Source organism: Micromonospora sp. WMMD1128 (assembly GCF_027497235.1).
GTDB lineage: Bacteria > Actinomycetota > Actinomycetes > Mycobacteriales > Micromonosporaceae > Micromonospora.
Genome location: NZ_CP114902.1, coordinates 6,279,947 through 6,300,377 on the forward strand (window position 1 = coordinate 6,279,947; position 20,431 = coordinate 6,300,377).

Below are 20,431 nucleotides of genomic sequence, written 5' to 3' on the forward strand. Positions count from 1 at the left end.
TCAGTTCACCTGGTCCGCGCCGCCCTGGGGGTAGATCATCACCTCGGCGCGGCGCAGTTCCTCGCCGAGGTTGACCTCCCAGCCGGCCTCGCCGTACGCCTCGAACGACAGTCGGGCCCCGCCGGGCGCCTGGTAGTCGTGGTAACGCATGGTGCCGTGCGGGTCGAGACCGGTGCCCTCGGTCGCGGTGTAACGGGCCTGGCCGGACTCGTCCCAGTTGTAGCGGCGACCGGCGATCTCCAGCGTCGGGGCGCCGGGCGTGACGGTGGCCCCCGGCTCGCTGGCCCAGAGCACCAGCTCCAGGTCCGGATCCGCCTCGACGGAGAGCCAGCGCTTCACCCCACCGGCGTCGTCGAGCAGGTGCTCCGCCCAGCTCCAGCCGCCCTCGACCAGGTGCACCGAGCCACGCACGGTGTACGGCACCTGGCGGATCTCGACGATGTCGCCGGGCTTGAGCGCGCGCGGGTCGCCGCGCAGCACGTCCGTGTCCCGGTCCCGGAACGGGTCACCGGGTGCCGCCTTCGGGCGCGGCGTCGAGCGGGACCTGCGCAGCGCGACCACGGCGATCACCACACCGGCCACCCCGAGCAGGCACCCCAGCGTGGCCACCACGTACGCCACCGAACCGTTCATGAGCGCCTCCCCCAACGTGCATTGGCGGAGACGGTAACAACCCCGCGCACCTCACCTGAACTGCCGTTCGCTGAGTGTGGGATCAGCTACCGTCAGCGCCGGACAGCCGTGCGGCGGCGTACTCACGCAGCGTCGTCCGACCCATCACGCAACCGCTGAACGTGGTGAACTCGCCGTCGTCGCCGCGCAGCCGCTCCCAGGCGTCCCGCCCGGCGGTCGGATCGACCGCTTCGAGCAGCGTCGCCGCGTACGCCCGGCCGGCCGGCGAGCCCTTCCGGAGCAACCGCTCCACCCGCTTCCGGGCCGTCTCCGGGTGCTCGCGCAGCTCCTGCTCCAACCGCCGGTACGCCTCGGTGGCGGGCAGGATCTGCCCCGCGAACCCGACCCCACCGAAGGCCAGGGTGTCCGCGTCGTCAAGCTCCCGCACGGCCTGGTCCAGTTCCCGCTTCCCGCTCATGCCCCACTATGTGCCCACCCCACCCATCTCTCACCCGCCCTGCCCGCTCCCACCTCGGTGATCAAGGAGTTTGTGTCACCTGCCGCGTCCTCGCTGACGCGAAGTCCTTGATCACCGGGGCCGAGGGCGGGACGGGGGCAGCGCGAAGGCCCGGCCGGAGGGCCGGGCCTTCGTCGGGGTGCCGCGGGTCAGGCGCGGGTGACCGTCAGGGCGTCCTTGGTGTCCGCCAGGTCCACCCGGACGGTGTCGCCGTCGCGGATCTCGCCGGCCAGGAGCGCCTTGGCCAGGCGGTCGCCGATGGCCGACTGCACCAGGCGGCGCAGCGGGCGGGCGCCGTAGATCGGGTCGTACCCGTGCTCGGCCAGCCAGGTCCGGGCGGCCTCGGTGGTGTCCAGGCCCAGCCGGCGGTCGGCCAGCCGGCGCCGCAGCCGGTCGAGCTGGATGTCCACGATCGCCCGCAGGTCGGCGCCCTGGAGCGCGGCGAACACCACGATGTCGTCGAGACGGTTGAGGAACTCCGGCTTGAAGTGCGTCCGGACCGTCGCGAGCACACCCTCCCGGCGCTCGTCCTCGGTGAGGGTCAGGTCGCTGATCACCGACGAGCCCAGGTTCGAGGTGAGGATCAGGATGGCGTTGCGGAAGTCCACCGTGCGGCCCTGGCCGTCGGTGAGCCGGCCGTCGTCGAGCACCTGGAGCAGCACGTCGAAGACGTCCGGGTGGGCCTTCTCCACCTCGTCCAGCAGGATCACCGAGTACGGCCGGCGGCGCACCGCCTCGGTGAGCTGGCCACCCTCGGAGTAGCCGACGTAACCGGGCGGGGCGCCGACCAGGCGGGCGACGGAGTGCTTCTCGCCGTACTCGCTCATGTCGATGCGGACCATGGCCCGCTCGTCGTCGAAGAGGAACTCGGCCAACGCCTTGGCCAGTTCGGTCTTGCCGACGCCGGTCGGACCCAGGAAGAGGAAACTGCCGGTCGGGCGATCCGGGTCGGCGACGCCGGCCCGGGCGCGGCGGACCGCGTCGGAGACCGCACCGACCGCCTCGGCCTGGCCGACCACCCGGGAGCCGAGCGACTCCTCCATCCGCAGCAGCTTCGCGGTCTCACCCTCCAGCAACCGCCCGGCCGGGATGCCGGTCCAGGAGGCGACCACGGCGGCGATGTCGTCCGCGCCGACCTCCTCCTTGAGCATCGCGCCCTCGGCCTGGAGCCGGGCCAGCTCCTCCTCGGCCTGCCTCAACTCGCCCTGGAGCGCGGGGATCCGGCCGTACCGCAACTCGGCGGCGCGTTCCAGCTCGCCGTCCCGCTCGGCCCGCTCGGCCTCGCCGCCCAGCCGCTCCAGCTCCTCCTTGGCGGTGGAGAGCTTGGTGATGTGACTCTTCTCGGTCTGCCAGCGCTCGGAGAGCGCGGTGAGCTGCTCGCGCTTGTCGGCCAACTCCTTGCGCAGCCGCTCCAGGCGCTCGGCGGAGGCGGCGTCGGGCTCCTTGGCCAGCGCCATCTCCTCGATCTCCAGCCGGCGCACCGCCCGCTCGATCTCGTCCACCTCGACCGGGCGGGAGTCGATCTCCATGCGCAGCCGGGACGCGGACTCGTCGACCAGGTCGATCGCCTTGTCCGGCAGGAAGCGGTCGGTGATGTAGCGGTCGGAGAGCGTGGCGGCGGCCACCAGCGCGGCGTCGGTGATCCGTACGCCGTGGTGCACCTCGTAGCGCTCCTTGAGCCCGCGCAGGATGCCGATGGTGTCCTCGGTGGTCGGCTCGCCGACAAGCACCGGCTGGAAGCGACGCTCCAGCGCCGGGTCCTTCTCGATGTGCTCGCGGTATTCGTCGAGCGTGGTCGCGCCGACCATCCGCAGCTCGCCCCGGGCCAGCATCGGCTTGAGCATGTTGCCGGCGTCCATCGAGCCCTCGCCCTTGCCGGCGCCGACCACGGTGTGCAGCTCGTCCAGGAACGTGATGACCTGCCCGTCGGAGTTCTTGATCTCCTCCAGCACGGACTTGAGCCGCTCCTCGAACTGGCCGCGATATTGCGCGCCGGCCACCATCGCGCCGAGGTCGAGCGAGACCAGCTTCTTGTCCCGCAGCGACTCGGGCACGTCACCGGCCACGATCCGCTGCGCCAGGCCCTCGACGATGGCGGTCTTGCCGACGCCCGGCTCACCGATCAGCACCGGGTTGTTCTTGGTGCGCCGGGACAGCACCTGGATCACCCGGCGGATCTCCGAGTCCCGGCCGATCACCGGGTCGATCTTGCCCTCGCGGGCGCTGTCGGTCAGGTCGACGCCGTACTTGGCCAGCGCCTGGTAGGTCTGCTCCGGGTCGGCCGTGGTGACCCGCCGGTCCCCGCCCCGGACGGTCGGGAACGCGGCGACCAGGTTCTCCTCGGTGGCGCCGGCGTCCTTCAGCGCGACCGAGACCGCGCCGCCGACCCGGGCCAGCCCGGCCAGCAGATGCTCGGTGGAGGTGTATTCGTCACCAAGTGGCCGGGCGATCTGCTCGGCGGCGCCGATGGCGTTGACGAACTCGCGGGCCAGCGTCGGCTCGGCGAGACTGGACCCGCGCGCGGCGGGCAGCGCGTCGACCGAACGCAGCGCGACCCGGCGCAGCTCGGCGGGGTCGGCCCCGACGGCGCGCAGCAGGCCCGCGGCGGTCGAGCCGTCGGTGTCCAGCAGCGCGAGCAGCAGGTGCCAGGGCTCCACGGTGGCGTGGCCGCGCTGGTTGGCCTGCGCGACGGCACCGGTGATGGTCTCGCGGCTCTTGGTGGTGAGGCGTTCCGTGTTCATGGGCTCCCCCGGGATCGGCGTGTCCACTGGAAACGACACAACCAGAGTTGAGTCTATTCCGCTCAACTCTACCGGCGTGACCCGAGTCACACCCCCGTGGTGTCGGCATCATGGGTGATCAGAGCCGACCGGTGAGGAGAGACGTGCAGGTGGATCTGGGCAGATGGCTGTCGCTGGTGACCCGTGACTCGGTGCGGTCGGCGGTGGCCAGGGTCGAGACGGTCGACCTGACCGTGTTGTCCGAACACCGCTTGCATGCTGACGACCTGCTGCACTGGTCGTACGCCGTCAGGCAGGGCGACGACGACGTGCGACGCTCCTGCGACGGGCGGGAGTTGGTGCAGCCGACGGCCAACGGGAAACCGGTGCGATCCCAGGTGCCGACCGAGCAGATCGGTGACGATCCCTGGTACTTCTACTCCTGGCCGGGGGTCGTGGACGCCTGGTTCGTGGAGATGCTGCGCCCGGTGGACCTCCTCGCCCGGATCGTGGTGTCGGCGGTGGCCGGGCCGGACGACGCCGGGCTGATCCGGATCACGGCCACGCCGATGGGCAACGAGCCCTCGCCGTACAACGGATTCGCCGTTCCCGACGGACGGTCGTTGCGGCTGGTCCTCGATGTCGAGCGGGGCTGTCTGCTCACCGTGACCGTGGACCGGGCCGGCGGACCGACGCTCACCCACCGCCTCACCGAGGTCACGTAAGGCCATACTCCTACGCGAACCCGCCGGTCCGGAACCGCCCCGGGTAGCCTCACCGAGGTGCGAGTACGTGTCGAACAGACCGCCTTACCGGGAATCGGCGTACGTCATGACCTCATGACGGAGTCCGGCCGCCGGCTCGGCGTGGTCTCCCACCGCAATGGCCGCCGCGACCTGGTCCTCTACGACCCGGACGATCCCGACTCCTGTCAGCACGACATACCGCTTACCGACGACGAGGCGGAGGCGCTCGCCGACATCCTCGGCGCGTCGCTGATGCTGGGTCAGCTCTCCGGGCTGCGCGAGCAGGCCGCCGGGCTGCTGACCGAGCAGATCGTGATCCCGGCCGGCTCGAAGTACGTCGGCCGGCGGCTCGGCGACACCAAGGCCCGCACCCGGACCAGCGCCTCCATCGTGGCGGTGCTGCGTCAGGGCGAGGTGAACGTCTCGCCCGACCCCACCTTCCGGTTCGAATCCGGCGATGTGGTCGTCGTGGTCGGCACCCGTCAGGGTCTCGACGGCGTCACCGCGATCCTCGCCGAGACCGATCCGGACGGCTGACGCGTATGCACGAAACCACCGTCCTGCTCATCGAGGTCGGGGCACTGCTGCTCCTGCTGGGCCTGCTCGGCCGGCTGAGCCGCCGCGTCGGTGTCTCGCCCATCCCGCTCTACCTGCTCGCCGGCCTCGCCTTCGGGCACGGTGGCCTGCTGCCGCTCAACGCCAGCGAGGAGTTCTTCGCCGTCGGCGCCGAGATCGGCGTGATCCTGCTGCTGGTCATGCTCGGCCTGGAATACAGCGCCAACGAGCTGGTGGGCAACCTCCGCTCGGCAGCGCCCGCCGGCCTGATCGACGCGGTGTTCAACGCGCTGCCCGGTTTCGCCTTCGCGCTGCTGCTCGGCTGGGGCTGGGTGGCCGCCGTGGTGCTCGCCGGCGTGACCTGGGTGTCCTCCTCCGGCGTGATCGCCAAGGTGCTCGGCGACCTGGGCCGGGTCGGTAACCGGGAGACCCCGGTGATCCTCTCCGTCCTGGTGATCGAGGACCTGGCGATGGCCCTCTACCTGCCGCTGGTCACCGCGCTGCTCGCCGGGGTCGGCCTGATGAAGGGCGGCATCGCGCTCGCCGTCGCGGTGCTCACCGTGGTCGTCGTGCTGGCCGTGGCGATCCGGTACGGGCACCTGATCTCCACCGCGCTCTCCGCGAAGGATCCGGAGGCGCTCCTGCTCGGGGTGCTCGGCCTGACCCTGCTGGTCGCCGGCCTCGCGGCGAAACTCCAGGTCTCCGCCGCGGTCGGCGCGTTCCTGGTCGGCATCGCGCTGTCCGGGCCGGTCGCGCACCACGCCACCGAGCTGCTCTCGCCGCTGCGGGACCTCTTCGCCGCGGTCTTCTTCGTGTTCTTCGGGCTGGTCACCAACCCGCTGGACATGCCGCCGGTGCTGCTGCCCGCGCTGCTGCTGGCCGTGGTGACCATGGCGACGAAGGTGGCCACCGGCTACCTGGCCGCCCGCCGGGCCGGGATCGCCGAACCCGGTCGCTGGCGGGCCGGGCTGGCGCTCACCCCGCGCGGCGAGTTCTCCATCGTCATCGCCGGGCTGGCCGTCTCCGCCGTCTACCCGGTGGAGCCGAAGCTGGCCGCGCTCGCCACCGCGTACGTGCTGATCACGGTGGTGACGGGTCCGCTGCTCGCCCGGTTGCCGGACACGCCGTGGTTCAAGCAGTGGCTACGCCAGCGCGCCGCCGCCACCCGGGCCGCCACCGCGGTACGGGCGAGCGACTGACCCCGGCCGGCCGGATCGGCGACTCAGCCGGTCCGGCCCGGCGGTCCGGCCGAAGGTTGTCAAATTGATCCCGGGAAGGTCTACCACTGCTCCACCGAACCGCGTTAACGTGTCGCCCCAGCAGCCAGGATCTGCGGGTGGCCAGCGGCGCACCCGCCGGGGAATGCGGAAGGTCGGCCGGTGAGCGTGCGGGAAGAGACGTTTCACGGCTTCGCCAACCCGGTCGACCCCTCGTCCGCCGAGCTGCGGGCCTGGGCCTACCAGCCCGACTCGGTGCCGCTGACCTCGATGCCGCCGGACTGGGACCTGCTGGTCGCCGGTGACCACCTGGTGCAGACGCTGTTCGAGCTGGCCATGGATCAGAACTGTCCGGCCCGCCGGTTCGCGCTCCACTGCCTCTACATCTACGCCGCCGACGGCATCCGGACGAACTTCCGCGCCCACCCGAAGCGTCGCTTCCGGAAGCTGGTCGAGCAGTCCGAGCGGTCCGGTGACGACCTGATGCGCAACTGGGCGCACAACAGCCGGGTGCTGCTCGCCCGCCCGGATCTCTTCGTCTACCGGGACTGGTGCGAGGGCGGCCTGGTCCGCGAGAACCGCCGCCTCTGACCCACCCGCAGGGAAGGCAAGCGGATGATCATGAAGTTAGCGGCATCAGCGGAGATCAACACCGCCGCCAACCTCATGATCACGGCATCGAGGGCAGGGCGCGGGCACCCAGCGTTCCGGGCCGTCTGTGTGCGGCGTGCGGGCCGGGACCCCCCGTGGGTCCCGGCCCGCACGCCGACGGATCAGTCAGGTCGATCCGTCCTGCTTCCTGCGCCGTTCGTCGTCCCTGGCCCGGTCCACGCCGTGGTCGGTCTGGTCGGCGAAACGCCCTTCCTTGACCTTGTCGCTGAAGCGGCCCTCGGTGACCCGGTCGAACCGCTCCCGGACGTTCTCGGCCACCTTCTCCAGGCGTTCCTCCGCGCGCTCGGCCACCTTCTTCGCCGGTTCCGTCATGGCTCCCCCCGCCAGCCCGGATTCCGTTTCATGGCTTTTGTCCCTGAGTAGAAGCGTAGTGGAACTCAGCCGGCTTCACCCCACTTTCCGCAACCTCCGCGCTGGCCGGGACGGGTGGAAACGGCAGAAGGCCGGCACCGCCCCGGGAACAGCGGGGCGTGCCGGCCTTCTGCCGAGCAACGAGCGCGGGCGGCGAACGGCGCTCGTCAGCGGTCGGGAGTGCGGCGAGGACGCCACACGACGAGCGCGGTGGAGGTGCGGTTGGTGGGCACCAGGTCACCGCGGGCGAAGCCACCGAGCGACTCCAGCTCGGCGATCCGCCGGTACGCGGCGTCCAGCTCCGCCTCCAGCCGGGCCACCCGCTGGTGCGCCTCCTCCAGCAGCCGCTCCAGCCCGATGATCCGCTTGACCCCGGCCAGGTTGATCCCGTCGTCCTGGCTGAGCCGCTGCACCTCGCGGAGCAGCACCACGTCCCGGACGCTGTACCGGCGACCACCACCGGTGGCCCGGCCCGCCTGCACCAGGCCCAGCCGGTCGTACTGGCGCAGTGTCTGAGGGTGCATGCCTGCCATTCGCGCGGCCACCGAGATCATCAAGATCTTGGCCTCATAGGCCGGGTCACCCGAACCGACGTACTCCTCCGACATGCCCGCTCACCTCCGCTGCCGACGTCAACTGAATCGACGTACCCGCGCTTCGAGATGTTCCCGCGCGGCGGGCGGGGTCTGCTCCGCGAAGGTCTCCAGCGCCGCCCGCGCCTCGTCCGAGACCTTCGCCGGGATCACCACGTCGAGCGTGACCAGCAGGTCACCGGCGCGGCCGTCCTTGCGTACGACGCCCTTGCCGCGGGCGCGCAGCACCCGCCCGGCCGGAGTACCCGGCGGCACCCGCAGGGTCACCGCGCCGTCAAGCGTCGGGACCCGCAGGTCCGTGCCGAGCACGGCCTCGGCGTACGTGATCGGGACGCTCAGGGTGAGATCGTCCCCGGTGCGCCCGAACAGGTCGTCCGGGCGGACCTTCACCTGCACGAACAGATCGCCAGCGGCACCGCCCCGCTCGCCGGGCTCGCCCCGGCCGGCCAGCCGGATCCGCTGCCCGTCGGCCACCCCGGCGGGGAAGCGGACGTTGAGCGTGCGGGTCTTGGTGACGCCGCCGGTGCCATGGCACTCCGGGCACTTCTCCTCGACGACCGTGCCGACGCCCTGACAGTTGCGGCACGGCTCGGAGAAGCTGAACGACCCCTGGTTGCGGGTGGTCACCCCGGCGCCGTGGCAGACCGGGCACGCCACCGGCTGGGTGCCCGGCTTCGCACCGTTGCCGTGGCAGGTGTCGCAGACGCCGGGAGCGCGCAGCGTCAGCGGCAGCGTGACGCCGCGGACCGCGTCGCCGAAGTCGAGCGCCACCTCGGTCTCGACGTCCCGGCCGCGGGATGGGCCGCGGGCCCGGGTCCCGCCGCCGGCACCGCCGCCGGAGAAGATCGTGCTGAACAGGTCGGTGAAGCCGCCTCCGCCGAACCGGCTGTCGCCGGCGCCGGGGCCGCCACCTCCGAACAGGTCGGAGACGTCGAACGGCGCGCCGCCCGGTTGGCCGGCGCCCCGGGCGCCGCGCCGGAAGGCGCCCGAACCGAACAGCGACCGCATCTCGTCGTACTCGCGTCGCTTCTTCTCGTCGCCGAGCACGGCGTACGCCTCGGAGACGGTCTTGAACCGTTCCTCGGCCTTGACATCACCGGGGTTGTGGTCCGGATGCGACTCCCGGGCCGATTTTCGGTACGACTTCTTGATCTCGTCCGAGGAGGCGGACTTGTCCACGCCCAACGCGGCGTAGTAGTCCTTCTCGATCCAGTCCTTGGAACTCACCGGTCCACCCCCTTCCACGGGTCGAATCCCGGTCGTCCCGCCCGCCCGGTGGGGGCGGGCGGGACGTCACGGGTCGGCACTACTCCGGTTCCGCGACCGCGACCATGGCCGGCCGCAGCAGCCGCTCGCCGAGCTGGTAGCCCCGGCGCATGACCTGCACGCAGGTCGGCTCGGTCACGTCGGTGGACGTCTGGTGCGCCACCGCCTCGTGCCGGGTCGGGTCGAACGGGTCGCCCTGCTCGCCGAACGCGGTCAGGCCGAACTTGCCCAGCGCGGCGGTGAGCTGCTCGGCCACGCTGCCGAACGGGCCCACCAGGTCGCCGTGCTCGCGGGCCCGGTCCAGGTCGTCGAGGATCGGCAGCAGCGCGGTGAGCACCCCGCCGGTCGCCTGCTCCTGGACCAGGTTGCGGTCCCGGTCGACGCGCTTGCGGTAGTTGGCGTACTCCGCCGAGACCCGCTGGAGGTCGCGGGTGCGTTCCTCCAGGTCGGAGCGGAGCGACTCCAGTTCGGCGCCGAGCGGCTCCGCCTTGCCGCCGCCGGTCTCCTCGCTCGGCTCGGCCGGCGAGTCGACCACGGGTGGCCCGGGGACCTCGTCCTCGCCGCCGATCTCGTCGACCACGACCTCGGCATCTTCGACCAGGCCCTCGGCGGGCGCGTCGGCGGCGGCGTCGGCCGCCGAGGCGGCGTCGGCCGGCTCCTCGGTCACCTTGCCGAGCTTGCGCTTGTCGCGGATGACGACCCGCGGCTCGTCGCTGGCGTGCTTGCCGGCGCCCGCGGAGCCACCCGGCGCCGACCCGGTGGAGCCCGGGTCGGCCGCTCGTGGCTTGTCCGTCATGCGGTTACCTCATCCCTGTGCGGTGCGAGTCGTGTCGGGGGACCGATGTCACTTCTTGTCCTCGTCCACGATCTCCGCGTCGACCACGTCGTCGGCGCCGCCGGCCTGCGGGCCACCGGTCGCACCCGCACCCGCACCCGCGCCCGCGCCGGCTCCCGGCCCGGCCGCGCCCGGAGCACCCGGCTCGCCCTCCTGCTGCTGGGCGTAGAGCAGCGAACCGGCCTGCTGGGACACCTGGGCCAGCTTCTCGTGCGCGGCCTTGATCTTGTCGATGTCCTGCCCGCCGAGGGCGCTGCGCAGCTCGCCGAGCGCCTCGTTGAGCTGGTCGCGGTTCTCACCGGGCAGCTTGTCGCCGCTCTCGGCGAGGAACTTCTCGGTCTGCCACTGGAGCGCCTCGGCGACGTTGCGGGTCTCCGCCTCCTCGCGGCGACGCTTGTCCTCGTCGGCGTGCTCCTCGGCGTCCCGGCGCATCCGCTCGATGTCGTCCTTCGGCAGCGAGGAGCCGCCGGTGATCGTCATCTTCTGCTCCTTGCCGGTGCCCAGGTCCTTGGCGTGCACGTTCACGATGCCGTTGGCGTCGATGTCGAACGTGACCTCGATCTGCGGCACGCCGCGCGGCGCCGGCGGGAGGCCGGTCAGCTCGAAGGTGCCGAGCTTCTTGTTGTAGGCCGCGATCTCCCGCTCACCCTGGAACACCTGGATCAGCACCGACGGCTGGTTGTCGTCAGCCGTGGTGAAGACCTCGGAGCGCTTGGTCGGGATGGTGGTGTTGCGCTCGATCAGCTTGGTGAAGATGCCGCCCTTGGTCTCGATGCCCAGGCTCAGCGGGGTCACGTCGAGCAGCAGGACGTCCTTGACCTCGCCCTTGAGCACGCCGGCCTGGAGGGCGGCGCCGACGGCGACGACCTCGTCCGGGTTGACGCCCTTGTTCGGGTCGCGGCCGGTGAGCTGCTTGACCAGGTCGGTGACGGCCGGCATCCGGGTCGAGCCGCCGACCAGGATGACGTGGTCGACGTCGGAGACCTTGATCCCGGCGTCCTTGACGGCCTGCTCGAACGGGCCCTTGCAGCGGTCCAGCAGGTCCTGCGTCATCCGCTGGAACTCGGCGCGGCTCAGCGTCACGTCGAGGTGCAGCGGGCCCGCCGAGCCGGCGGTGATGTACGGCAGGTTGATGTTGCTGGTGGTGGCCGCGGACAGCTCGATCTTGGCCTTCTCGGCCGCTTCCTTGAGTCGCTGCATGGCCATCTTGTCCTGCGAGAGGTCGATGCCGTGCTCGCCGCGGAACGTCTTCACCAGGTGGTCGATGATCCGCTGGTCCCAGTCGTCGCCGCCGAGCTGGTTGTCGCCGCTCGTGGACTTGACCTCGACGACGCCCTCGGCCAGCTCCAGCAGCGACACGTCGAAGGTGCCGCCACCGAGGTCGAAGACCAGGACGGTCTGCTCCTTGGAGCCCTTGTCGAGGCCGTACGCCAGGGCGGCGGCGGTCGGCTCGTTCACGATCCGCAGCACGTTGAAGCCGGCGATCTCACCGGCCTCCTTGGTGGCCTGGCGCTGCCCGTCGTTGAAGTACGCCGGGACGGTGATCACCGCGTCGGCGATCTGCTCGCCCAGGTACGCCTCGGCGTCCCGCTTGAGCTTCATCAGCGTCCGGGCGGAGATCTCCTGCGGGGTGTATTTCTTGCCGTCGATGTCGACGGTCCAGTTGGTGCCGATCTCCCGCTTGACCGAGCGGATGGTCCGGTCGGGGTTGGTCACCGCCTGGCGCTTGGCGACCTCACCGACGAGCACCTCGCCGTTGCGGGCGAACGCGACGATCGAGGGAGTCGTACGCGAGCCCTCAGCGTTGGCGATGACGGTGGGCTCACCGCCCTCGAGAACGCTGACGCAGGAGTTCGTCGTGCCGAGGTCGATGCCGACCGCACGTGCCATGTTCGCTTCCTCGCTTCGTAACGGGTGAGCAGGTCGGATGGCCTGCCCGGCTGGGTCGCCCGGAGGCGGCCACGCCATAAGTTGAGTGAACTTGACTCAATAGTGCCACGCCCCCGGCAAACCGCAAGTCGGGGTTGAGTCGACTCGGCGCAACCTGACCGTTATTACCGTCCGGTTGTCTTACCTTGCGTCGGTCGGGCACGCTTTAGCGGTGACGACGCATGGCGATTCCGCCACCCGTGCCGGCGCGCCCGCCGTCGCAGCCCGCACCGGATCCACCGCCGGCGACGACCAGCCCGCCGAAGCCGCCGGCCTGCCCGCCGCGCTCACCGGCCTGCGGGCCGCGATCGACGCGGCTCGCTTCCCGCTGGCCCTTCCCTCGGCCGAGCCGGCCCGGCAGGCGGCCCGGAGCCTCACCGACCAGCTCGACGACTACCTGCTGCCGCGGCTGGCCCGGCTCGACGCCCCGCTGCTCGTGGTGGTCGGCGGCTCCACCGGCGCCGGCAAGTCGACGCTTGTCAACAGCCTGGTCCAGGCGCGGGTCAGCGCGGCAGGCGTGCTCCGCCCCACCACCCGCTCCCCGGTGCTGGTCTGCAACCCGGCCGACGCGGCCTGGTTCCGCCAGGGCGAGCTGCTGCCCGGCCTGACCCGCACCACCGGCCCGAGCGAGCATCCGGGCACCCTGCAACTGGTCACCGCCCCGGCGCTGCCGCCCGGCCTGGCCTTCCTCGACGCACCGGACATCGACTCGGTGGTCGACGCCAACCGGGCGCTCGCCGGGCAACTGCTCGCCGCCGCCGACCTGTGGTTGTTCGTCACCACCGCGGCGCGCTACGCCGACGCCGTTCCCTGGGAGCTGCTGCGCAGCGCCCGCGCCCGGGGCACCGCCGTCGCCATGGTGCTCGACCGGGTCCCGCCCGAAGCCGTCGACGAGGTCGCCGCCCACCTGTCGGAGATGCTGGCCGCGCAGGAGCTGGGCGCCGCGCCGCTGTTCGTGCTGCCGGAAACCTGGGTGGACGGGCAGGGGCTGCTGCCCGACCGGATGACCGCACCGCTGAGCGGGTGGTTCGCCCGGCTCGCCGGTGACGCGGAGGCCCGCTCGGCGGTGGTCCGGCAGACGCTGGACGGCGCGCTGGCCGCCCTGCACCCGGTGGTGGAGGCGATGGCCGACGCCGCCGACGAGCAGGTGGCCGCCGCCGAGGCGCTTGACGAGCGGGTCCGGGCCGCCTACCGCGGCGCGGAGCGCACCGTCGACCAGGGGCTCAAGGACGGCCGGCTGCTCCGCGGCGAGGTGCTGGCCCGTTGGCAGGAGTTCGTCGGCACCGGCGAGTTCTTCCGTGGCTTGGAGGCACGCATCGGCCGGCTGCGCGACCGGGTGGTGGCGGTGGTCACCGGACGACCCGCCCCGGCGGCGGAGCTGCGTACGGCGATCGAGTCCCAACTGGTCACGCTGTTGCGCGGGGTGGCCGCCGAGGCGGCGGAGAACGCGTACACCGGATGGAAGGCCCATCCGGCGGGCGCGGCGCTGCTCGAACCGGAGCTGGCGCACGCCTCGGCCGACCTGCCCGCGCGCGGCGAGCAACTGGTCCGCGACTGGCAGCGCGGGGTGTTGGAGCTGGTCCGCGTCGAGGGCGGCGACCGGCGGTTCGTGGCCCGGACCGCCGCGTACGCGGTGAACGCCACCGGCCTGGTCGTGATGATCGGCGTCTTCGCCTCCACCGCGTTCATCCCGACCGGGCTGGAGGTCGCCGCGGGCACCGGCACCGCGGTCGCCGGCCAGACCGTGCTCCAGGCCATCTTCGGTGACCAGGCGGTGCGCGACCTGTCCCGCAAGGCGCGGGCGGACCTGCTCGACCGGGTCGGCGCGCTGATGGCCGAGGAGGCGGGCCGCTTCCTGGCCCGCACCGAGGCGGCCCGCCCGACCGCCGACGGCGGTGACACACTGCGCCGGGCCGCCGTGGCGGTCGAGCGCGCCCGGCACCACAGCGGCCTCGCCTCCGCCGCCGGCGCCTCGTTGCCCACCACCGAGCAGGACGGTCGCCCATGAGCGCCAGCAACATCGTGGGACGGATGCGCGAGGCGTTCCGGGCCGACCAGCGGGTCGACCCGGACGTCCTGATCGCGCGCCTGCAGGCGGTCCAGCGGTTCCTCGGCGCGGTCGACGGCCAGGTGCCCGACGCGCAACTGGTGGCCGGGCACACGGTGGTCGAGCGGGCCGGTGACCGACTCGCCCTCTCCGGCCGGCACACCGTGGTCGCCCTCGCCGGCGCGACCGGCAGCGGCAAGTCGAGCCTGTTCAACGCGCTGGCCCGGATGGACCTCTCCCCGGTCGGTGTCCGCCGGCCCACCACCGGCATGGCCCACGCCTGCGTGTGGGGGCCGCTCGACGGCGCGGTCCGGCTGCTCGACTGGGTCGGGGTGCTGCCCCGGCACCGGTTCGTGCGGGAGAGCCCGCTGGACGGCGACGACGAGTCCACCCTGCACGGCCTGGTCCTGCTGGACCTGCCCGACTTCGACTCGGTGCAGCACAGCCACCGGCTCGAGGTCGACCGGCTGCTCGGCCTGGTCGACCTCGTGGTCTGGGTGCTCGACCCGCAGAAGTACGCCGACCGGGTGATCCACGCCAGCTACCTGCGCGAGTTCCACCGGCACAAGGACGTGACCGTGGTGGTGCTCAACCAGGCCGACCGGCTGCCCACGACCGAGCTGCCCACGGTCCTGGACGACCTGCGCCGGCTGCTCGACGCCGACGGACTGGGCGGGGTGCCGCTGCTGCCCACGGTGGCGGTGGACCCGGCCGGGCTGTCCGGGCTACGGGCCGAGTTGGAGAAGACGGTCGCCGAACGGCAGGCCGCCCTGCGCCGGCTCTCCGGCGACGTGGACGCCGTGGTGGCCGACCTCGAACCGCTTGTCGGGCCGGAGCCGCCTGGCACCCGGCCGGGTGACGCCTCGTCCCAGGAACTCACCCGGGCGCTTGCCGGGGCGGCCGGTGTGCCGACCGTGGCCGACGCGGTTCAAGGCGCCTACCGGCACCGGGCGGCGAGCAGCACCGGCTGGCCGCTGGTGCGGAGTTGGCGGAAGCTGCGCCCGGATCCGCTGCGCCGGCTGCACCTGCCCGGACGGGATCCGGAAGCGCCGGCCGAGAGCCTGGTCGCGGCCACCTCCGTACCCGATCCGACCGCCGCGCAGCGCTCGTCGCTCAACCTGGCCATCCGCGCGGTGGCCGACCGCTCCAGCGCCGACCTGCCGGAGCCCTGGCCGACCGCGGTGACCGCGGCGGCCCGGTCCCGGCTGGCGGAGCTGCCGGGCGCGCTCGACCACGCCGTCGCCGCCACCGACCTCGGCATGGACGGTCGTCCGGCCTGGTGGCGGGTGGTCGGCGGGGTCCAGTGGCTGGTCACCCTCGCCGCGCTGGCCGGGCTGCTCTGGCTGGTCCTGGGGTACGCGCTGCGCTTCCTCGGCCTGCCGGCGCTTGAGTATCCGAAGCTCGGCGAGGTGCCCTGGCCCACGGTGTTGCTGCTCGGGGGGCTGCTGGCCGGGCTCCTGGTGGCGGCGCTGACCCGGCCGGTGGTCGGGTGGGCGGCCGGGCGGGCCCGTCACCAGGCCGAGCAACGGCTGCTCACCTCCGTCGGCAGCGTCGGCGAGAAGTACGTGTTGGACCCGGTCTGGGCGGTGCTGGCGCGCTACGGCGCGGCGCGGGACGCGCTGCGGGACGCCGCGCGGCGCTGAACCCGGCGCGCTGGCCGATGTGATGGCCGGCGGCGCGGCGTAGGGTCGATGCATGGCCACGCCACAGACCCCCTACGACGCGGTGCTGCACGCCGCGCGCGACGTGACGAGGCTCGACTCCGCCCTGGACGCGGAGATGCTCGGCGCCGCGTTGCTGGGCAGCGTCTACGCCGTCGCGGAGCACGACCGCGAGCAGGCCGTCCGCGATTTCGTGGCCGGTTTCCTCGCCGCCACGTCCCGCCGGCGCAGCGCCGCCGCGACCACTATCCGCGCCGTCTTCGCCAGCCTGGTGCCGGACGCCGAGGGCGCCGCCCGGGTCCGGCCCGGCGCGCACGCCCCGGCGTGGGCCGGCCAGCTCGGCCGGGTGCGTCTCACCGGCACCTGGGCGTACGGCGACGTGTACGGCGACCAGACCTCCTACCTCGCCACGTTCGTCTACGACGACGAGGAGCAGGGCGGGCCGGAGCACGCCCTGGTGGCCCTCGTCGACCACAACATCGGCATCACCAAGGACGTGTTCGTCGGCGGTCCGGCGACCCGGATCGTCGAGCAGGCCCGGGAGATCTGCACCGAGGACGAGCTGACCTGGTTCCGCACCGAGGACCCGGCCCGGATGCACGCCGAGGTGAGCCGCCACCTGGCGGTCACCGACGACCTCGGTGAGCTGCCCGCCCAGGGCTCGCTCGCCACCGACCGCGCCCTGGCGGGCGCCCGGCTGGCCGTCCTGCCCGGGCCGACCCCGCCGGCCGGCCCGACCGTCGTGCCGCCGATCACCGACGAGGAACGGACCCGGCTGGTACGCGCGTTCCTCGACTCGCCCGAGTCCGTCCGGTTCGGCCTGCCCGAGGTGGCCGACGGCGAGCTGGCCTCGCTGCACTTCTGCCTGGGCCTGCTGCTGGACCACGCGGCGAGCTTCCCGGATGCCGACCCGATGCGGTGGAGCCCGATGGTCGTCGAGTTGTTCCTGCTCGACTGGGTGCACCGCCGTGCCGTGCTCGACATGGACGACGCCGCGATGCTGCCCCGGGTGTTGCGCGCGTGGGCGGCGTACGCGGCCCGGCAACGTGGGCTGTCGCAGTCCGCCGCGGCCCGGACGGACGAGGCGATCACCGAGATGGTCCCCGAGTTCGCCCGGCTCTACAGCACGGGTGAACGGCGCAGTCCGGCCACGGCGGCGGTGGCGCAGCTCATGGCGGACGGGGTGAACCCGGACGACCCGGAGGCGCTGAACGCCTGGATCGAGGCGAACCGGCACCGCCTCACCGACGACCCGGCCTGACCCGGTACGGCGTGCCGGACGGCTCGGGCGAGCTGCTGGACGGCTCGGGGGACGTGCCGGACGGCTCGGGCGCGGGTTCGGGCGAGCTTCTGGACGGCTCAGGTTCGGGCGCGGGTTCGGCGGACGTGCCGGACGGTTCGGGCGCCGGCTCGGACGAGCTCCTGGACGGCTCCGGTGTGGGCTCGACGGACGTGCTGGACGGCTCGGGGGCCGGCTCGGTCGAGCTTCTGGTCGGTTCGGGGACCGGGCTCGGTTCGGGCGTGGGCGGGCCGGATGGTGACGGTGAGGGCGAGGGCACCGGGGACGGCCGTGGTGGCCGGACCGGGGTGGGCCGGGTCGGCACGGGCGGCGGTGGCGGCGCGGTGGCCGGCCGGGACCGCCGGATCGAGCCGAGGTCGCTGTCGTCGGGCAGGGCCGGCGCGGCCGGGAGGACCGGGCGCGGGGGTTCGGTGGCGGTGGGGCCGACCGCCGGCGTGGGGGCGGGGATCGCCGGGGCCTGGGTGGTCCGCGGCAGCGGGATGACCACCGGCCCGACCGAGGGCGTCGGGATGAACGGGGTGCCGAGGTCGGGGAGCGCACTGTTTCCCACGGTGGCCGAGCCGGTGCTGATCGCGGCGAGGATCGGCATCGACGCGGTGCCGGCGAGCAGCGCCACGGTCAGCAGGTAGCCCCGGCTGGGGGCGCCGGCGCCGGGGGCGCGGTGCGCGCCGACCAGCCGGCGGTAGCGGGCGGCGGGCAGCGCCCGGTGCCGGCCGAGGAAGGGAGTACCGGGGGGACCCTCTGGCTCGGACACCGGGCACACTCCTCGTACGTGGCGGCGGGACGGAAGATCGCGCGCGGATATTTGGACAAATGACCCGAAACGGCTCGTTGTCAGCTTGCCGCAGTGACGGTCAGTTCACCAGCCGCCACCGCGTGTCGACACACAATTTGTCCGTCCACGAGGCGCGACCTATCCGACATAAGCATCGATGCGTCACGAACCCGATGGAACCTCACCGGGAGGGGAGGCCATACTGTGGGCCCGCTCACCTCCTCTGCAATCATTCAGGCACGACGGCAACGCAGCCGCCACCTCCGCGCACCCCGCGGCTGGTGCGGTACGGCGCCGGCGCTCCCGGGCCAGGGTCCCCCTACGGACCCCGGCTCACGCCGCGCGGCAACCCTCACCGGGGCTAGGCGCGGTCGCCAGGGACCGACCCGGCAGCAGCCGGGCGGGCGCACGAGGTGCGCGGCTCGGGTCACCCCCGGCGCGGCGCAGACAGACAGGGAGAGACGGATGGCAAAGGGCGACCCCGGGGCCGCCACCCGCAGCAAGCGGGCCGCACCCCGTACCAGGCGCGCCGCCGCGACCGGCGAACCGGAACTCGTACAGCTGCTCACCCCGGAGGGCGAGCGGATCGAGACCGCGCTCGGCCCGGACGGGACCGAGTACCGCGTCGACTTCACCGACGAGGAATACCGCGGGCTCTACCGCGACCTCGTCCTGGTCCGCAAGCTCGACGCCGAGGCGACCGCCCTGCAACGCCAGGGCGAGCTGGGCCTGTGGGCCAGCCTGCTGGGCCAGGAGGCCGCGCAGGTGGGCTCCGGCCGGGCGCTGCGCACCCAGGACATGGCGTTCCCGACCTACCGGGAACACGGCGTCCTCTACTGCCGGGGCATCGACCCGATCATGCCGCTCGGCCTGTTCCGCGGCGTCGACCAGGGCGGCTGGGACCCGAACGAATTCAAGTTCAACATGTACACGATCGTGATCGGGGCGCAGGCCCTGCACGCGACCGGGTACGCCATGGGCGTCGCCATGGACGGCAAGACCGGCGGCGAGGACGGCGAGGCGGTGATCGCCTACTTCGGTGACGGCGCCACCAGCCAGGGCGACGTCAACGAGTCGTTCGTCTGGGCCAGCGTGTTCAACGCCCCGCTCGTGTTCTTCTGCCAGAACAACCAGTACGCCATCTCCGAGCCGCTGGAGCGGCAGACCCGGGTCCCGATCTACCGGCGGGCCGGCGGCTTCGGCTTCCCCGGCGTCCGGGTGGACGGCAACGACGTGCTCGCCTCGTACGCGGTGACCCGGCACGCGCTCGACACCGCGCGCCACGGCCAGGGCCCGTCCCTGATCGAGGCGTACACCTACCGGATGGGCGCGCACACCACCTCCGACGACCCGACGCGCTACCGGATCGCCAGCGAGGTCGAGGCCTGGCAGGCCAAGGACCCGATCGCCCGGATGAAGGCATTCCTGACCCGGCAGAAGATCGCCGACGAGTCGTTCTTCACCGAGGTCGACGAGCAGGCCCGCGCCGAGTCGGTGCACCTGCGCGAGCGGGTGCTCGACATGCCCGACCCGCAGCCGGTCAGCATGTTCGACCACGCCTACCCGCACGGTTCCGCCGAGGTGGACGAGCAGCGGGCCCGGTTCACCAGGTACATGGAGTCGTTCGAGGGGAGCGCACACTGATGGCCACGGAGACGCTCACCATCGGCAAGGCGCTCAACACCGGCCTGCGACGGGCCCTGGAGAACGACCCGAAGGTCGTCATCATGGGCGAGGACGTCGGCAAGCTCGGCGGCGTGTTCCGCATCACCGACGGCCTCCAGAAGGACTTCGGCGACCAGCGGGTGATCGACACCCCGTTGGCCGAGTCCGGCATCATCGGCACCGCGGTTGGCCTGGCCATCCGCGGCTTCCGCCCGGTCTGCGAGATCCAGTTCGACGGCTTCGTCTACCCGGCGTACGACCAGATCGTGTCGCAGGTGGCGAAGATGCACTACCGCTCGCAGGGCAAGGTGCGGATCCCGATGGTCATCCGGATCCCGTACGGCGGCGGCATCGGCGCGGTCGAGCACCACTCCGAGTCGCCCGAGGCATACTTCGCGCACACCGCCGGCCTCAAGGTCGTCACCTGCGCGAACCCGCAGGACGCGTACGTGATGATCCAGCAGGCGATCGCCTCGGACGACCCGATCGTCTTCATGGAGCCGAAGCGGCGCTACTGGGAGAAGGGTCCGGTCGAGGTGGACGCCCCGCTCGCCGACGCGTACCCGCTGCACAGCTCGCGGGTCGCGCGGCCGGGCACGGACGCCACCGTGCTGGCGTACGGCCCGATGGTGCGCACCGCGCTGGACGCGGCCACCGCCGCCGCCGAGGACGGCCGGGAGCTGGAGGTCATCGACCTGCGTACGCTCTCCCCGCTGGACCTGACCGCCGCGTACGAGTCGGTGCGGCGCACCGGCCGCTGCGTGGTCGTGCACGAGGCCCCCGGCAACCTCGGCCTCGGCTCGGAGGTCGCGGCCCGGATCACCGAGGAGTGCTTCTACTCGCTGGAGTCGCCGGTGCTGCGGGTGACCGGCTTCGACATCCCCTACCCGGCCGCCCGGGTGGAGGAGGAATATCTGCCCGACCTCGACCGGGTGCTCGACGCTGTCGACCGCACCTTCGGCTGGTGAGC

The 20,431-nt window shown here is 72.6% G+C and carries 18 protein-coding genes; 10 read left to right on the top strand and 8 right to left on the bottom strand.

Annotated elements, in window-relative coordinates:
* The 3 genes from O7602_RS28490 to clpB form a co-directional block, all read right to left on the bottom strand.
* Nucleotides 1-633, bottom strand: a complete 633-nt coding sequence (locus O7602_RS28490; RefSeq protein ID WP_281585676.1) for a DUF4178 domain-containing protein — start codon at nt 631-633, stop codon at nt 1-3.
* An 82-nt stretch (nt 634-715) separates the two neighbouring features.
* Complete coding sequence (locus O7602_RS28495; RefSeq protein ID WP_281585677.1) at nt 716-1,090, bottom strand: hypothetical protein; 375 nt, start codon at nt 1,088-1,090, stop codon at nt 716-718.
* Nucleotides 1,091-1,278: 188 nt separating this feature from the next.
* On the bottom strand, nt 1,279-3,870 hold the full coding sequence (clpB, locus tag O7602_RS28500; protein WP_281585678.1) for an ATP-dependent chaperone ClpB: 2,592 nt from the start codon (nt 3,868-3,870) through the stop codon (nt 1,279-1,281).
* A gap of 143 nt (nt 3,871-4,013) precedes the next feature.
* Between clpB and O7602_RS28505 the strand changes: the two genes are divergently transcribed.
* From O7602_RS28505 to O7602_RS28520, 4 genes are all read left to right on the top strand, one after another.
* A complete protein-coding gene (locus tag O7602_RS28505; RefSeq protein WP_281585679.1) occupies nt 4,014-4,574 on the top strand; it encodes a hypothetical protein in 561 nt (186 codons plus the stop codon).
* A 57-nt stretch (nt 4,575-4,631) separates the two neighbouring features.
* Nucleotides 4,632-5,132, top strand: coding sequence for a cation:proton antiporter regulatory subunit (locus tag O7602_RS28510; protein WP_091062123.1), 501 nt, complete (start codon nt 4,632-4,634; stop codon nt 5,130-5,132).
* A 5-nt stretch (nt 5,133-5,137) separates the two neighbouring features.
* Nucleotides 5,138-6,349, top strand: a complete 1,212-nt coding sequence (locus O7602_RS28515; protein WP_281585680.1) for a cation:proton antiporter — start codon at nt 5,138-5,140, stop codon at nt 6,347-6,349.
* Between the two features lie 180 nt (nt 6,350-6,529).
* Complete coding sequence (locus O7602_RS28520; protein ID WP_281585681.1) at nt 6,530-6,958, top strand: hypothetical protein; 429 nt, start codon at nt 6,530-6,532, stop codon at nt 6,956-6,958.
* Nucleotides 6,959-7,144: 186 nt separating this feature from the next.
* Here the strand turns inward: O7602_RS28520 and O7602_RS28525 are convergent, their stop codons facing one another.
* From O7602_RS28525 to dnaK, 5 genes are all read right to left on the bottom strand, one after another.
* Nucleotides 7,145-7,351 carry a hypothetical protein gene (locus tag O7602_RS28525; RefSeq protein ID WP_281585682.1) on the bottom strand — a complete coding sequence of 69 codons (207 nt, stop codon included), beginning with the start codon at nt 7,349-7,351 and terminating at the stop codon, nt 7,145-7,147.
* A gap of 206 nt (nt 7,352-7,557) precedes the next feature.
* The gene (locus O7602_RS28530; RefSeq protein WP_281585683.1) at nt 7,558-7,998 is read right to left on the bottom strand and encodes a MerR family transcriptional regulator; all 441 of its coding nucleotides are present in this window, start codon (nt 7,996-7,998) and stop codon (nt 7,558-7,560) included.
* Between the two features lie 24 nt (nt 7,999-8,022).
* A complete protein-coding gene (gene dnaJ, locus O7602_RS28535; RefSeq protein WP_281585684.1) occupies nt 8,023-9,210 on the bottom strand; it encodes a molecular chaperone DnaJ in 1,188 nt (395 codons plus the stop codon).
* Between the two features lie 79 nt (nt 9,211-9,289).
* Nucleotides 9,290-10,045 carry a nucleotide exchange factor GrpE gene (grpE, locus tag O7602_RS28540; protein WP_281585685.1) on the bottom strand — a complete coding sequence of 252 codons (756 nt, stop codon included), beginning with the start codon at nt 10,043-10,045 and terminating at the stop codon, nt 9,290-9,292.
* A gap of 48 nt (nt 10,046-10,093) precedes the next feature.
* A complete protein-coding gene (gene dnaK, locus O7602_RS28545) occupies nt 10,094-11,974 on the bottom strand; it encodes a molecular chaperone DnaK (protein ID WP_281585686.1) in 1,881 nt (626 codons plus the stop codon).
* Between the two features lie 211 nt (nt 11,975-12,185).
* Here dnaK and O7602_RS28550 point away from each other — a divergent pair, with 211 nt between their 5' ends.
* The 6 genes from O7602_RS28550 to O7602_RS28575 all read left to right on the top strand — a co-directional run bounded on the left by O7602_RS28550 (nt 12,186) and on the right by O7602_RS28575 (nt 20,429).
* Entirely contained in the window at nt 12,186-14,021 is a 1,836-nt protein-coding gene (locus O7602_RS28550) for a GTPase domain-containing protein (protein WP_281585687.1), read from the top strand.
* Nucleotides 14,018-15,703: a GTPase gene (locus tag O7602_RS28555; protein ID WP_281585688.1), complete on the top strand. Its 1,686-nt coding sequence runs from the start codon at nt 14,018-14,020 to the stop codon at nt 15,701-15,703. The genes O7602_RS28550 and O7602_RS28555 overlap by 4 nt, the downstream gene beginning before the upstream one ends.
* A 52-nt stretch (nt 15,704-15,755) precedes the next feature.
* The gene (locus O7602_RS28560; protein WP_281585689.1) at nt 15,756-16,982 is read left to right on the top strand and encodes a hypothetical protein; all 1,227 of its coding nucleotides are present in this window, start codon (nt 15,756-15,758) and stop codon (nt 16,980-16,982) included.
* Nucleotides 16,983-16,993: 11 nt separating this feature from the next.
* Nucleotides 16,994-17,650 carry a hypothetical protein gene (locus O7602_RS28565; RefSeq protein WP_281585690.1) on the top strand — a complete coding sequence of 219 codons (657 nt, stop codon included), beginning with the start codon at nt 16,994-16,996 and terminating at the stop codon, nt 17,648-17,650.
* A gap of 611 nt (nt 17,651-18,261) precedes the next feature.
* Nucleotides 18,262-19,440, top strand: a complete 1,179-nt coding sequence (pdhA, locus tag O7602_RS28570) for a pyruvate dehydrogenase (acetyl-transferring) E1 component subunit alpha (protein WP_281585691.1) — start codon at nt 18,262-18,264, stop codon at nt 19,438-19,440.
* Nucleotides 19,440-20,429, top strand: coding sequence for an alpha-ketoacid dehydrogenase subunit beta (locus O7602_RS28575; protein ID WP_281585692.1), 990 nt, complete (start codon nt 19,440-19,442; stop codon nt 20,427-20,429). The genes pdhA and O7602_RS28575 overlap by 1 nt, the downstream gene beginning before the upstream one ends.
* Nucleotides 20,430-20,431 lie beyond the last annotated feature (2 nt).

Bases quoted from the DNA above. Each gene is read 5' to 3' on its own strand.
- O7602_RS28525 (WP_281585682.1), bottom strand. From the start codon at position 7,351: ATGACGGAACCGGCGAAGAAGGTGGCCGAGCGCGCGGAGGAACGCCTG.
- O7602_RS28555 (WP_281585688.1), top strand. From the start codon at position 14,018: ATGAGCGCCAGCAACATCGTGGGACGGATGCGCGAGGCGTTCCGGGCC.
- clpB (WP_281585678.1), bottom strand. From the start codon at position 3,870: ATGAACACGGAACGCCTCACCACCAAGAGCCGCGAGACCATCACCGGT.
- O7602_RS28575 (WP_281585692.1), top strand. From the start codon at position 19,440: ATGGCCACGGAGACGCTCACCATCGGCAAGGCGCTCAACACCGGCCTG.
- O7602_RS28495 (WP_281585677.1), bottom strand. From the start codon at position 1,090: ATGAGCGGGAAGCGGGAACTGGACCAGGCCGTGCGGGAGCTTGACGAC.
- O7602_RS28515 (WP_281585680.1), top strand. From the start codon at position 5,138: ATGCACGAAACCACCGTCCTGCTCATCGAGGTCGGGGCACTGCTGCTC.
- pdhA (WP_281585691.1), top strand. From the start codon at position 18,262: ATGGCAAAGGGCGACCCCGGGGCCGCCACCCGCAGCAAGCGGGCCGCA.
- O7602_RS28530 (WP_281585683.1), bottom strand. From the start codon at position 7,998: ATGTCGGAGGAGTACGTCGGTTCGGGTGACCCGGCCTATGAGGCCAAG.
- dnaK (WP_281585686.1), bottom strand. From the start codon at position 11,974: ATGGCACGTGCGGTCGGCATCGACCTCGGCACGACGAACTCCTGCGTC.
- grpE (WP_281585685.1), bottom strand. From the start codon at position 10,045: ATGACGGACAAGCCACGAGCGGCCGACCCGGGCTCCACCGGGTCGGCG.
- O7602_RS28560 (WP_281585689.1), top strand. From the start codon at position 15,756: ATGGCCACGCCACAGACCCCCTACGACGCGGTGCTGCACGCCGCGCGC.
- O7602_RS28490 (WP_281585676.1), bottom strand. From the start codon at position 633: ATGAACGGTTCGGTGGCGTACGTGGTGGCCACGCTGGGGTGCCTGCTC.